A 13,131-nucleotide genomic window follows, 5' to 3' on the forward strand; every position below is an offset into this window, starting at 1 on the left:
AGCGCGTCGGCACCGGTTAGCCTGAGCAGTATCATGACTTCTCCCTCAGCACACGGTGCCCCGCGTTCGGGTCTCGTCGCCACGTTGTCGCGGCCCGTGATCGTCGTTCTCGTGATCGCCCTCCCCCTGCTCCTGGCCGGCCTCTACGCGTCGTTCAGCGGGAACGACGTCGTTCCCCTGGCCTCGCAGAGCAATTCCGAGACCACCACCTCGGCAGACGGTTCCGAGGGCACGGACGGCGGCACCCCCGCTGCGGGAGACCCGCTGGCGAAGACGCGCTCGGCTCTCACCCAGACGCAGTTGCCCCTGAGCCTGCTCAGCGGTGGACTCACTCAGCTGACCGACGCGGCGCCGCAGCTCACCGACGGCGTCACCCAGCTCTCCGACGGCCTCGGGCAGGCGCGCTCCGGGTCGCAGCAGCTCGCGGACGGCAACTCCCAGCTGGCAGGCGGACTCGTGCAGCTGCAGGGCGGCGTGGGCCAGCTCGGTGACGGCGCCGTGCAGATCAGCGGCGGCGTGAACCAGCTGACGACGCCCCTGCTGGCGCTCGGCGAGAAGCAGGCTCAGGTCACCTCGTCCATCGCGGACGTCGCGAACCGCATCGAGGTGCTGAACAACCCGATCACCACCGACGCGGCACGGCAGCTGCGTGAGCTCATCGACACGCTGAACGCGCAGGGCATCGGCCCCGACACCGTCTCCCAGATCAACCAGCTGCGCGACGGCGCCGCCCTGCTCGCGTTCCAGCTCGACGATCCGTCCAGTGAGTTCGTCACCGGCGTGAACACTGCCGTCGACGGCAGCGCGCTGCTCTCCACGGGCGCCGGCCAGCTGAACGACGGCATCATCCAGCTCGACGACGGCGGCAAGCAGCTCAAGGCGGGCACCGACCAGATCACGACCGGCATCGAGCCGATCGGCGGCGTCGTCAGCAGCCTGCAGACCAACGTGAAGACCGCGCAGACCTCGCTGCCCGCGGCCAACGCAGTAGCGGCGACCACGACCACCGACGAGAACGGTCAGACGCAGACCACCCTCGTCGTGCAGGGAAGCACCCCGTCGAACTACTACCTGATCGCGGCACTGGTGGCCGTGGCCGCGGCTGCCGCCGTGAGCCTGATGCGCCTGCTGACGCGTCGGGACCGCGTGGCGCGCATCGCACCCGTCCTCGGGGCCCTCGCGGTCACCGCAGCTGCGGGTATCGCCTACTGGTTCGTCGGCGACGGTCTCAGCTTCGGCTCGCTCCTCGGCGGCATCGTCTTCCTGTTCCTGGGTTCTGCGGCGTTCCTCGCCGCGGCGGGCGCCGTGCAGATGGCGTTCGGCCGTGCCGTCGGCCAGTCGATCAACCTGGTGCTGCTGCTCGTCCAGCTGGTCCTGGCAGGCGGAGCCCTGGTGGGGTCGCCCGACAGCTCCGTCTTCGGCAAGGCCGCGTCCTTCACGCCCGTCGGATGGCTCGCCGCCGGGCTCGAGCGCATCGCGGCGGACGCCATGGACTCGACCGGCTGGCTCGCCGTCCTCGTGATGGTCGCCCTGCTCGCGGTGTCCGGTCTCGTCTACTCGCTCGTCGCCCGGTCCGACCCGGAGGACGACCGCGCGGCCTACCGGGACGAACCGCGCCTCGCCTGACTCAGGCGGGCGTCAACGGGTGGATCGCCAGGGCGCCCAGCTTGGCGCCGTGGCGACCCATGACGTCGGCCATGTGCGGTGACGCCATGTGCCCGTCGAGGGCCGCCTGGTCCCGCCACACCTCGACGGTGACGATGGTGTCGGGCGCCGCGTTCGAGGTGTAGACGTCGTACTCCAGGCAGCCGTCCTCCTCGCGCGTGAGAACGGCGAACTGCCGCATCGCCTCCAGCACCTCGTCGAAGCCGTCCGTCACCGGAATGGTGGCCACCACGTGCAGATCACTCATCGTCGTTCTCGTCTCGCTCGTTCGTCATCGGTCCACCCGAACGTACGGCGAGGAGCGGCGGCGGGCGTCGGTTATCGCCCGACTGCCCGCTGGCGACTCAGCCCTGGAACCCCTCGTCGTTCTCGAAGGCCGTGACGACGGCCGCCAGATCGTCGGCGCCGTGCCCCGCGACGCTCGCGTCCACGTACGCACTGCGCACGGCCTGCAGCAGGCGGGAGGTGCGCGGATCCACCGCATCGATCATGAGGTCGACGTCCTTGACCACGCCGTCGATCCCGAACGACGGGGTGAAGTCGCGCTCGATCATCGAGCGGCCCTTCATCTGTGTGTACGGCGCGTTGATCGGACCACCGTCGAGCGCCTCGAGGACGAGCGAGGGCTCCAGGCCCAGTTCCGACGCCATCGCGAGGGACTGCGCCGTGGCCGCCGTGAGCGTGGACACCATCGCGTTGCACGCCAGTTTGAGCGCACTCGCCCGGCCGGGTTCCGTCCCCGCGTTCACGATCTTCACCGTCATCGACTCGAGCACCGGGCGCACCGACTCGAGCCCCCCGGCGGGTCCGGAGGCCAGCGCCGTGAGCTTTCCCGACTCCGCCGGCTCCTTGGTCCCCAGCATCGGGCAGTCGAGAAAGGCGACCCCGTGGTGCTGCGCCAGATCGGCCAGCCGTCGGGCGCCGGCCGGACCGACGGTCGCGGACTGGACCCACACGGCGCCGTCCTTCACCGCTGACAGGAAGGTGGTGGCCGTGTCCGCGGTGGCCGACTCGTCGTAGAGCATCGTGACGATCACGTCGGCGTCGGCGACGCAGGCCGCCGGATCGTCCGCGACGGTCGCCCCCTGGTCCTTCAGCGGCGCCGCGCGATCGGCGTTGCGGTTCCACACCGTCACCTCGTGGTCGCCGCGGAGCAGAGACCCCGCCATGCCCGCGCCCATCGTTCCGGTTCCCAGTACTGCCACCCGCATGTTCGTTCCCTCTCACCGGCTGGAGCGGATTCTTTTCCGACCCGCTCCGTGTGTTGCAATGCAGGGTGTTCCCCTCACGGAGCACCACCACACGCACTCTCGAACGGATCACGCATGACCAGCACCGACACGCCCGCCACCGAACGGGCGGGGCGTCGCGAGTGGTGGGGTCTCGCCGTCCTCGTCGTCCCCATCGTCCTCGTCTCGATGGACATGTCGGTCCTGTACCTCGCCCTGCCCTCGCTGACCGAGGACCTCCAGCCGAGCAGCTCGCAGCAGCTGTGGATCCTCGACATCTACAGCTTCATGCTCGCCGGCCTACTGGTCACGATGGGCTCCCTCGGCGACCGCATCGGCACCCGTCGGCTGCTCATGATCGGGTCGCTCGTCTTCGGCATCGCGTCCGTCGCCGCCGCCTTCTCGCACACCCCGGAGGCCCTCATCGCCTCGCGGGTGCTTCTCGGAATCGGCGGCGCCACCCTCGCGCCGTCGACACTGTCGTTGCTGCGCAAGCTCTTCGTCGACCCCGTGCAGCGCGGTGTCGCCATCGGAATCTGGACGGCCGGATTCGCCGGCGGTGGCTCGTTCGGCCCGGTCATCGCGGGCGCGTTGCTCGAGTACTTCTGGTGGGGCTCGGTGTTCCTCATCAACATCCCGATCATGGTGGTCCTGCTGATCGCCGCGCCGGTGATGCTGCCCGAGGCGAAGAACCCGAACCCCGGCCGCTTCGACCTGCCCGCCGTCGGCGCCTCGATCGTCGCGATGCTCGGTATCGTCTACGCGCTCAAGCACGCCGCGCAGAACGGCCTCGACTGGCAGGTGGCCGCCGCGCTCGCGGTGGGGCTCCTGGTCGGCTGGTGGTTCGTGCGACGTCAACGCGCGAGCACGCACCCCGTCATCGAGTTCGATCTGTTCCGCACCCCGGCGTTCTCCGTCGCGGTGATCGTCATCCTCGTGTCGGTCTTCATCATCACGGGCTTCAATCTGATGCTGTCGCAGTATCTTCAGCTCGTCATGGGGCTCGGAACCCTCGAGGCGGGACTGTGGTCGCTGATCCCGGCGATCGCGACGGCCACCGCCTCACTGACGGCCCCCCTGATCATGAAGCGCCGCCCGCCGGCCGTCATCCTCGTCGGCGCCATCTCCGTGATGTTCGTCGGTGCCGTCGTGATCGGTGCGGTGGCCCTCCCCTCGGACGTCGGGTCGGGCGCCACGCTCGCGATCCTGCTGTGCGGCATGGTGATCGCTGCGTTCGGTGTGGGTACCGGCACGACGTTCGGCTCGGATCGGGTGCTCGCCACCGCGGCACCGGAGAAGGCGGGCGCGGCCGGTGCCGTGTCGGAGACGGGCGCGGAACTCGGTGGGGCACTGGGCATCGCCGTGCTCGGCTCCATCAGCGTGGCCACGTACCGCCTGGTGCTGGGGCCCGCCGACACGTCCGGAGACGGCACGCTCGCCGGCACCCTGGCCGAAGCCGGCCGGATGTCACCCGACGTCGGGCCCGACCTCGCGTCCCGCGCCCGCGAGGCGTACGTGGACGGCATCGTCGCCGCGTCCGGGGCCACGCTCGTCACGCTGCTGATCGCCGGCAGCGCGGCCGCCGTCCTGTTCCGTCGAGCGCGCTGACGCACCGACTCCCGACACAGAACACCCCCCGCAGCAGGCTGCAGGGGGTGTTCTGTTCGTACCGGGGGTGTGGGCTCGCTACCGCTGGGGCGCCTGGGTGGGCACGATCGGCGCGGGCAGCGCCGTCTTTCCCATGAGGAACGAATCGACCGCGGACGCGCAGGAGCGGCCCTCGGCGATGGCCCACACGATGAGCGACTGACCGCGGCCCATGTCGCCGGCCACGAAGACGCCATCGACGTTGGTGTTCCACTTGTCGGTCCGCGACACGTTGCCGCGCTCGTTGAGGTTCACCCCGAGATCGGTGAGCAGGCCCGGCTTCTCGGGTCCGGTGAAGCCCATCGCGAGGAACACGATGTCGGCCTCGAGGTGGAAGTCCGACCCCTCGACCTTGGCGAAGCGACCGTCCTTGAACTCGACCTCGTGCGCGTCGAGTCCGGTGACCATGCCGTTCTCGCCCGTGAAGCGCTCCGTGTTGACGGAGAAGACGCGCTCGCCGCCCTCCTCGTGAGCCGAGGACACGCGGTAGACCAGCGGGTAGGTCGGCCACGGGGTGGATCCGGCGCGCTCCTCCGGCGGGCGGGGCATGATCTCGAACTGGTGGACGCTGGCCGCGCCCTGACGGTGCGACGTGCCGAGGCAGTCCGCGCCGGTGTCGCCGCCGCCGATTATGACGACCTTCTTGCCCTTCGCCGTGATGGGCGGCTGGCCGTACTGGTCGACGACGTCGTCGCCGAGCTGAACACGATTGGCCCAGGGCAGGAACTCCATCGCCTGATGGATGCCGCCGTACTCGCGGCCGGGGACCTCGAGGTCGCGGGCCTTGGTGGCACCGCCCGACAGGACGACCGAGTCGAACTCCTCTCGGAGCTCGTCCGCGGTGATGTCGACACCGACGTTGACACCGGTTCGGAAGATGGTGCCCTCGGCCTCCATCTGCGCCAACCGGCGATCGATGTGGCGCTTCTCCATCTTGAACTCGGGGATGCCGTAGCGCAGGAGTCCGCCGATGCGATCCGCTCGCTCGAACACGGTGACGGTGTGGCCGGCACGCGTGAGCTGCTGCGCTGCAGCGAGACCCGCGGGACCGGAACCGACGACGGCCACCTTCTTGCCGGTGAGGTACGTCGGGTAGACGGGCTGGACCCATCCCTCGTCGAAGGCGCGATCGATGATCTCGACCTCGACCTGCTTGATGGTCACCGGGTCCTGGTTGATGCCCAGGACGCACGACGCCTCACACGGAGCCGGGCACAGCCGGCCCGTGAACTCCGGGAAGTTGTTGGTGGCGTGCAACCGGTCGATGCTCTCGCGCCACCGGTCCTTGTACACCAGGTCGTTCCACTCGGGAATCAGATTCCCGAGCGGGCACCCGTTGTGGCAGAACGGAATGCCACAGTCCATGCACCGGCTGGCCTGGGTGCGGAGGGTGTCCGTGGAGAAGTCCTCGTACACCTCCTTCCAGTCCATCAGGCGCAGGTCGACGGGGCGCCGCGACGGGAGCTCCCGCGACGTGTTCTTCAGAAATCCTTGTGGATCACCCACGAGCTGCCTCCATGATCGCCTCGTCCACGTCCGCGCCGTTCTTCTCGGCCTCGGAGATCGCGAGCAGTACCTTCTTGTAGTCGCGGGGCATCACCTTCACGAAGTGATTGACCTGCTGAGACCAGTCCGCGAGGATGCGCTCGGCGACCTCGGACCCGGTCTCGTCACGATGCCGCGTGATCGCATCCTTGAGCCACGCGAACTCGTCACCCTGGAGCTCCTCGATGTCGACGAGCTCGGTGTTGAGGTTGTCCTCGAACGTCGAGTTCGGGTCGAAGACGAACGCCACACCGCCGGACATGCCGGCACCGAAGTTGCGGCCGGTCTCGCCGAGAATGACGACCTTGCCACCGGTCATGTACTCGCACCCGTGGTCACCGACACCCTCGACCACCGCGACGGCGCCCGAGTTACGGACGGCGAACCGCTCACCGACGACACCGCGGATGAGCGCCTCACCCTCGGTGGCACCGAAGAGGATCACGTTGCCGGCGATGATGTTGTTCTCGGCGACGAAGCTCGAGTTGGCCTGGAGCGACGGGCGTACGACGATCCGCCCACCGGACAGACCCTTGCCGACGAAGTCGTTGGCGTCGCCCTGCAGTCGCAGCGTCATGCCCTTGGGCACGAACGCTCCGAAGCTGTTACCGGCCGATCCGGTGAAGGTGATGTCGATCGTGCCTTCCGGCAGACCGTCCTCGCCGTACGCCTTGGTGACCTCGTGGCCGAGCATCGTGCCCACGGTGCGGTTCACGTTGGTGATCCGCGTCGAGAACTCGACCTTCTCGCCCTTGTCCAGTGCCTCGCGGCTCTGCGCGATGAGTTGCTGGTCGAGAGCCTTGTCCAGTGCGTGGTCCTGCGTGCCGGTGCAGTAGAGATCCTGGTTCATGAACGCCGACTCCGCGACGTCCAGGATCGGCGACAGATCGAGCTTCGACGCCTTCCAGTGATCCTTCGCCGCGGTGGTGTCCAGCAGCGCGACCTGGCCGATGGCCTCGTCGAGCGTGCGGAAACCGAATTCCGCGAGGTACTCGCGGACCTCCTCGGCGATGTACAGGAAGAAGTTCTCGACGAACTCCGGCTGACCGGCGAACCGCTTGCGCAGCAGTGGGTTCTGCGTCGCCACGCCCACCGGGCAGGTGTCGAGGTGGCAGACGCGCATCATGATGCAGCCCGAGACCACCAGCGGCGCGGTGGCGAAGCCGAACTCCTCACCACCGAGCAGCGCGGCGACCATGACGTCGCGACCGGTCTTGAGCTGACCGTCGACCTGCACGACGATGCGATCGCGAAGACCGTTGAGCAGCAACGTCTGCTGGGTCTCGGCCAGGCCGAGCTCCCACGGTGCGCCGGCGTGCTTGACCGACGTCAACGGGGTGGCGCCCGTGCCGCCGTCGTGGCCCGAGATGAGCACCACGTCCGCGTGCGCCTTGGAGACACCGGCGGCGACCGTACCGACACCGACCTCGGAGACGAGCTTCACGTGGATGCGCGCCGACGGGTTGGCGTTCTTCAGGTCGTGGATCAGCTGAGCCAGATCCTCGATCGAGTAGATGTCGTGGTGCGGGGGCGGCGAGATGAGGCCGACACCCGGCGTCGAGTGACGCACCTCGGCCACCCACGGGTACACCTTGTGCGCCGGAAGCTGGCCGCCCTCACCGGGCTTGGCGCCCTGCGCCATCTTGATCTGGATGTCGGTGCAGTTGGTCAGGTAGTTCGACGTGACACCGAAACGACCCGACGCGACCTGCTTGATGGCCGACCGACGCCAGTCACCGTTCTCGTCGGGGAGGAAGCGTGCGGTGTCCTCGCCGCCCTCACCCGAGTTCGAGCGACCACCGAGGCGGTTCATCGCGATGGCCAGCGTCTCGTGCGCCTCTGCCGAGATGGAGCCGTAGCTCATCGCACCCGTGGAGAAACGCTTGACGATGTCGCGTGCCGACTCGACCTCGTCGATCGGGATCGGGGTGCGACCCTCGGTCTTGAAGCGGAACAGTCCGCGCAGCGACGCGAGCCGCTCGGACTGGTCGTCCACCATGCGGGTGTACTCCTTGAACACGGAGTACTGACCGGTGCGGGTGGCGTGCTGGAGCTTGAACACCGTGTCCGGGTTGAACAGGTGGTACTCGCCCTCGCGGCGCCACTGGTACTCGCCGCCCGTCTCGAGCTCGCGGTGCGCGCGCTCGAACTTGTTGTCCAGGTAAGCGACTCCGTGACGCACCGCGACGTCGGCCGCGATCTGGTCGAGGTCGATGCCGCCGAGCGGCGACTGCACGCCGTAGAAGTACTCGTCGACCAGGGCCTGCGACAGGCCGATGACCTGGAACAGCTGGGCGCCGGTGTACGAGGCGAGCGTCGAGATGCCCATCTTCGACATCACCTTCAGCACGCCCTTGCCGGCGGCCTTGATGTAGTTCTTGACGGCACTGTCGTAGTCGATGCCCTGCAGGGTGTCGCGGTCGATCATGTCCTCGATCGACTCGAACGCCATGTAGGGGTTGACCGCTGCGGCACCGAAGCCGACGAGGGTGGCCATGTGGTGGACCTCGCGGGCGTCACCGGCCTCGACGATCAGCCCCACCTTGGTGCGGGTCTTCTCCCGGACGAGGTGGTGATGCACGGCCGAGGTCAGCAGCAGCGACGGGATCGGTGCCAGCCGTTCGCTCGACTCGCGGTCGGACAGGATGACGATGCGCGCGCCGCCGTCGATCGCCGCGGAGACCTGCGAACGAATGATCTCGAGCGAACGACGTAGTCCCTCACCGCCTTCGGCGACCGGGTAGAGGCCGCGGACCACCACGGAGCGCAGTCCGTCCTGGGTGCCGTCGTCGTTGATGTGGACCAGCTTGGCCAGCTCGTCGTTGTGCAGGATCGGCGACTTCAGCACGATCTGCCGGCATGCTTCGGCACTGGGCTGCAGGAGATCTCGCTCGGGACCGATGGTGCCGCCGAGGCTGGTGACCACCTCTTCCCGGATGGCGTCCAGGGGCGGATTCGTCACCTGGGCGAACAGCTGGGAGAAGTAGTCGAACAGCATGCGCGGGCGGTTCGAGAGCACGGCGACGGGCGTGTCGGTGCCCATGGACCCGATGGCCTCGGCGCCCGCCTTGGCCATGGGAGCGACCAGCATGGTCAGTTCCTCGGTGGTGTACCCGAAGATCTGCTGACGGATCAGCACGCGGTCGTGCGTCATGTGGACGTGCGGGCGCTCGGGCAGGTCGTCGATCTCGACGAGACCCTCGTCGAGCCACTCCTGGTAGGGGTGCTCGGCGGCGAGCTCGTCCTTGATCTCGTCGTCGCTGACGATGCGGCCCTGCGCGGTGTCCACCAGGAACATGCGACCGGGCTGCAGGCGGACCTTGCGCACGATCTTCGACGGCTCGATGTCGAGGACGCCGACCTCGGACGCCATGATGACCAGGCCGTCCTCGGTGACCCAGAGACGGCTCGGACGCAGGCCGTTGCGGTCGAGAACCGCGCCGATGACGGTGCCGTCGGTGAAGCACACCGACGCCGGTCCGTCCCACGGCTCCATCAGAGTCGAGTGGTACTGGTAGAACGCCCGGCGAGCCGGATCCATCTTGTCGTGGTGCTCCCACGCCTCGGGGATCATCATCAGCACGGCGTGCGGCAGGCTGCGACCGCCGAGGTGCAGGAACTCCAGCACCTCGTCGAAGCGCGCGGTGTCCGACGCTCCGTGCGTGTTCACCGGGAAGATCTTCTCGAGCTTCTCCGGGCCCCCGAAGACGTCCGACTCGATGAGGGCCTCGCGGGCACGCATCCAGTTCTCGTTGCCGGTGACGGTGTTGATCTCACCGTTGTGCGCGACACGGCGGAACGGGTGTGCCAGCGGCCAGGAGGGGAACGTGTTGGTGGAGAAGCGCGAGTGCACCAGACCGAGGGCACTGACGACGCGCTCGTCCTGCAGATCGAGGTAGAAGCCTCGCAGCTGCGGCGTCGTGAGCATGCCCTTGTAGACGATGGTCGACGGCGACAGCGACGGGAAGTACACGGACTCGCGTCCGGGACCGTCCTTGCCGGGGCCTTCGAGGCCGAGTTCGTGCTCGACGCGCTTGCGCACGACGAACGCACGGCGCTCGAGATCGATGCCGGACAGCGCACGGTCGGGAGCGGCGACGAACAGCTGGCGGAACGTCGGCATGGCGTCGCGCGCCAGCGCGCCCAGGGAGGCGTCGTCCGTCTCGATGTCGCGCCAGCCGAGAACCTCGAGGCCCTCCTCGGTCACGACACGCTCGACACCGGCGACAGCCTCGGCGGACGCGGCGCGCGCCTGCGGGAGGAACGCGATACCGGTGGCATAGGAACCCTCGGGCGGCAGATCGAAGTCGACCACGGCGCGGTAGAACGCGTCGGGGACCTGGATCAGGATGCCGGCACCGTCACCCGTGTTGGGCTCGGCACCCGCAGCGCCGCGGTGTTCGAGATTGATCAGCGCCGTGATCGCCTTGTCGACGATGTCGCGGCTCCGTCGGCCGTGCATGTCGACCACGAACGCGACACCGCAGGAGTCGTGTTCGTTGGCGGGATCGTAGAGGCCGCGCGCTGATGGGTACCGGTGTCCGGGAAGCTGCATGTGTCTTGCCTAACTGACGAGTCGAGCCAAGATCCGCGAGAGCGCGGCCACGTCCGAGATTCGACGCGAGCCACCGCGGGGCGATGCGAGAGCGGGTTCGCCGTTGAACACGCACTCCGATGGGGCTCCGGCCACTCTCGGACAACGATCCGTTCCGAGGTGGTGACCGAGTGTTTTCGGGCAGGGGCGATCCTTGTGGGTCGACCCCGCAGCTGAACGATAAGTCAGGAACCGGTCGAATTCACAAATCAGGGCATCCTCATTCAGGCCTGACCTGGTCGTTCCCCCGGTGGTGTGGGTGTGTGCGCGACGTTGCGCGGTACCTCGGCGTTCGTTCACGAGAATACTCCGGGAGCGCACGAGCTCGACGTCGGAGATCTCACACCGAGACGTACGTCCGATGAAAGACTACTGGCCGTAGCGATTTCTCGGCTACGGCCAGTGTGGTGGGCGAAGGGGGACTTGAACCCCCACGTCCCGAAGGACACTGGCACCTGAAGCCAGCGCGTCTGCCATTCCGCCACTCGCCCGAGCGACGGGACGAGATTAACACGACCCGTCACTCGGGCAGAAATCCATACCGTCGGTCCGGGTTTCCGGTCCCGAGGCGGGGCCGGGAACCGGTTCCGGGCGTATAGCATGGATCGGTAGTCGCACGACGGAAGGACACGCGAGGCCGCACGGCCTGCGCGGACGTCGGCGGCGTGGACGCCTCGGGGACGGTTCCAGCATCATGAGTCTCCGACGCACGGACGCAGTACCGATGTGAGACGCAGTACCGACGAAGACGGAGAAGGAGGGTGTCGTGGGAGTGGTTCAGCGATTCGAGAGAAAGCTGCAGAGTGCTGTCGGTGACGCCTTCGCTCGCGTCTTCGGTGGCGGTGTGGTGCCGCAGGAGGTCGAGGCGGCCCTCCAGCAGGAGGCCACCATGTCGGTCCGCACGCTGGACGGCGGACATCTGCTGGCACCCAACGCCTACGTCATCACCATCAGCCCGTCGGATCACGACAGGCTCGCGTCCGACCACGACCTCACCACTCGCGCCTTCTCACGCCATCTCCAGGACTTCATCACCGACCAGGGATGGCAGACGTACGGGCGCGTGGTGGTCCGCTTCGAACCGTCCACCACACTGCACACGGGACAGTTCCGCACGTCGGGAACAGTCGATCCCGACGCGTCACCCCAGCAGAGCGCTCCACCTCACCAGTCCACTGCACAAGACCGACCGTCGTCGACATCAGGAGCCGGCCCCATGACCCAGAACTCAGGGACTCAGAACCAGGGCGACGAGCCCGACCGCGACAACGATCGGCCCGCATCGGGCGTCGCCGCCCGTGCCCCTCGCAACGGCAGCGCGTACCCGTCCGAGGCGTACGACCCCGAGGCGTCGGGCCGCGTCGACCCGGCGGCGGAGAACCGGGTGCGCCCGCCCCGCGCGTACGGCGACTCCGAGCAGGACGCCCGCGGCTACGGCCGCCCGCCCGCCGGTCAGGAGCAGGGCGGATACGGACGCGCACCGTACGGACAGGGGCACGATCAGCAGGGCTACGGCCAGGCCGGGTACGACCAGCAGGGGTACGGCCAGGCCGGGTACGACCAGCAGGGTCACGAGCAGGGCGGCTACGACCAGGGTTACGGACGCCAGCCGCAGAACCGCGCCCCCTACGACTCGCGTGCCTACGGCCAGCAGCCTCCCGCTCAGCAGCCGTACGACCGCCAGGCCTACGGACAGCCGGCGGCGGATCCGCGCGGTCACGGCCGTCCTCAGTACGACCAGGGTGGACCCGATCCCCGCGCCTACGGCCAGCAGGGCTACGACCAGGGCGGCTATGACCAGCGCGGGTACGACCAGGGCGGCTATGACCAGCGCGGCTACGACCAGGGTGGTCACGACCAGCGCGGGTACGACCAGGGTGGGTACGACCAGCGCGGCTACGACCAGGGCGGCTACGACCGATCGGGCTACGACCAGCACGGTCAGGACCAGCACGGTCAGGACCGTCAGCAGGCGTACGGCGACTACGACCAGCGCGGCTACGACCAGGGCGGCCAGGCCGCACAGCCGCGGGCGTACGGCGCCGCGGCGGCGTACGACCAGCCGGCCACACAGGGCTACCAGCAGGTCGCGGACGGGGACGACTACGACCGCCCGGCCGCGTCTCGCGGGCTCGCCGCCACCCTGCAGCTCGAGGACGGCAGCGGCCGTCACTACCAGCTGCGCGAGGGCGGCAACGTCGTCGGTCGCGGCCAGGAGGCCCAGTTCCGGCTCCCCGACACCGGCGTCTCGCGTCGGCACTTCGAGATCCGCTGGGACGGCCGGGTGGCCATGCTGTCCGACCTGGGTTCCACCAACGGCACGACCGTGAACGGTGCACCGGTCCAGGACTGGCAGCTGGCCGACGGCGACATCGTCCGCGCCGGACATTCGGAGATCCTCGTCCGCATCGTCTGACACGACCGGACCGGCGACGGGTGCGGCGGCCGACA

At 68.5% G+C, this 13,131-nt stretch carries 7 protein-coding genes and 1 tRNA gene; 3 read left to right on the forward strand and 5 right to left on the reverse strand.

Annotation, left to right across the window (positions count from 1 at the left end; translation table 11 throughout):
- Nucleotides 1-33: 33 nt before the first annotated feature.
- A complete protein-coding gene (locus tag QE449_RS01020) occupies nt 34-1,626 on the forward strand; it encodes a phage infection protein (RefSeq protein ID WP_307108027.1) in 1,593 nt (530 codons plus the stop codon).
- A gap of 1 nt (nt 1,627) precedes the next feature.
- On the opposite strand, the gene QE449_RS01025 is transcribed toward QE449_RS01020, so the two are convergent.
- Together QE449_RS01025 and QE449_RS01030 are read right to left on the reverse strand one after the other, a co-directional pair.
- On the reverse strand, nt 1,628-1,912 hold the full coding sequence (locus QE449_RS01025; protein WP_027505918.1) for a putative quinol monooxygenase: 285 nt from the start codon (nt 1,910-1,912) through the stop codon (nt 1,628-1,630).
- A 97-nt stretch (nt 1,913-2,009) separates the two neighbouring features.
- Complete coding sequence (locus QE449_RS01030) at nt 2,010-2,876, reverse strand: NAD(P)-dependent oxidoreductase (protein ID WP_027505919.1); 867 nt, start codon at nt 2,874-2,876, stop codon at nt 2,010-2,012.
- 114 nt (nt 2,877-2,990) lie between these two features.
- Here QE449_RS01030 and QE449_RS01035 point away from each other — a divergent pair, with 114 nt between their 5' ends.
- Nucleotides 2,991-4,502 (forward strand): MFS transporter, encoded by a 1,512-nt coding sequence (locus QE449_RS01035; RefSeq protein WP_027505920.1) that lies wholly within the window; start codon nt 2,991-2,993, stop codon nt 4,500-4,502.
- Nucleotides 4,503-4,580: 78 nt separating this feature from the next.
- Here the strand turns inward: QE449_RS01035 and QE449_RS01040 are convergent, their stop codons facing one another.
- The 3 genes from QE449_RS01040 to QE449_RS01050 all read right to left on the reverse strand — a co-directional run bounded on the left by QE449_RS01040 (nt 4,581) and on the right by QE449_RS01050 (nt 11,171).
- Nucleotides 4,581-6,047, reverse strand: a complete 1,467-nt coding sequence (locus tag QE449_RS01040; protein WP_027505921.1) for a glutamate synthase subunit beta — start codon at nt 6,045-6,047, stop codon at nt 4,581-4,583.
- Nucleotides 6,040-10,641 (reverse strand): glutamate synthase large subunit, encoded by a 4,602-nt coding sequence (gene gltB, locus QE449_RS01045; RefSeq protein WP_222632497.1) that lies wholly within the window; start codon nt 10,639-10,641, stop codon nt 6,040-6,042. Before gltB ends, QE449_RS01040 begins: the two co-directional genes overlap by 8 nt.
- A gap of 444 nt (nt 10,642-11,085) precedes the next feature.
- Nucleotides 11,086-11,171: transfer RNA gene (locus QE449_RS01050), tRNA-Leu, on the reverse strand.
- A 275-nt stretch (nt 11,172-11,446) separates the two neighbouring features.
- On the opposite strand from QE449_RS01050, the gene QE449_RS01055 reads away from it, so the two are divergent.
- On the forward strand, nt 11,447-13,096 hold the full coding sequence (locus QE449_RS01055) for a DUF3662 and FHA domain-containing protein (RefSeq protein WP_307108028.1): 1,650 nt from the start codon (nt 11,447-11,449) through the stop codon (nt 13,094-13,096).
- The last annotated feature ends 35 nt before the right edge of the window (nt 13,097-13,131 follow it).

Source organism: Rhodococcus sp. SORGH_AS_0303, from assembly GCF_030819335.1.
Lineage (GTDB): Bacteria > Actinomycetota > Actinomycetes > Mycobacteriales > Mycobacteriaceae > Rhodococcoides.